This window comes from Oleiphilus sp. HI0125 (genome assembly GCF_001635355.1).
Genome location: NZ_LWGF01000386.1, coordinates 1 through 625, shown reverse-complemented (window position 1 = coordinate 625; position 625 = coordinate 1). Strand labels below are relative to the sequence as shown.

At 51.0% G+C, this 625-nt stretch carries 1 protein-coding gene; it reads left to right on the top strand.

The features are described 5' to 3' along the window. On the top strand, positions 1-625 hold a 625-nt coding region (locus A3762_RS27140; protein WP_231878735.1), incomplete at both ends, for a hypothetical protein.

Below are 625 nucleotides of genomic sequence, written 5' to 3'. Positions count from 1 at the left end.
TACTTTGGAAGCAGTCGCTGATGCGCCTGCGGTGAGTGCGAGTGATGTAAATGGTGATGAGAATAGTGCTATTGCCTTGGATATCACTGGTAGCCTAGCAGATAACGATGGTTCTGAGTCAGTTACCGGTTACACCATCAGCGATGTGCCGTTAGATGCTACGTTATCGGCTGGCACTGACAATGGAGATGGTAGCTGGACGTTGACAGCCGCTGAGCTTGCCGGTCTCACGATCACGCCAGCAATAGGCCATCTAAGCGATATCGTTCTGCAGGTCACGATTCATAATGAAGATGTTGATCCCGATGATAGCAGCCAAGTCGATAGCAATAGTGCAACGACGTCAATGACTGTAACAATTAATCCGGTTATTGATGGCCCGAACCCGGTTGACCCAGTCGATCCGACCGATCCAATCGATCCAACGAACCCGAGCGCGGATGGCAATCCATTAACAGGAACGGTAAGCACGTTAGAGGATACTGAGGTCGATCTTGAACTGGGTCCATTAACCGCTGTTGATAGCACTGAAACGATCAGCAGTGTCACGATCGGTGGCGTGCCAACTGGAGCGATTTTGTCAGCAGGTACGAACAACGGTGATGGCACCTGGACAGTGGATCCC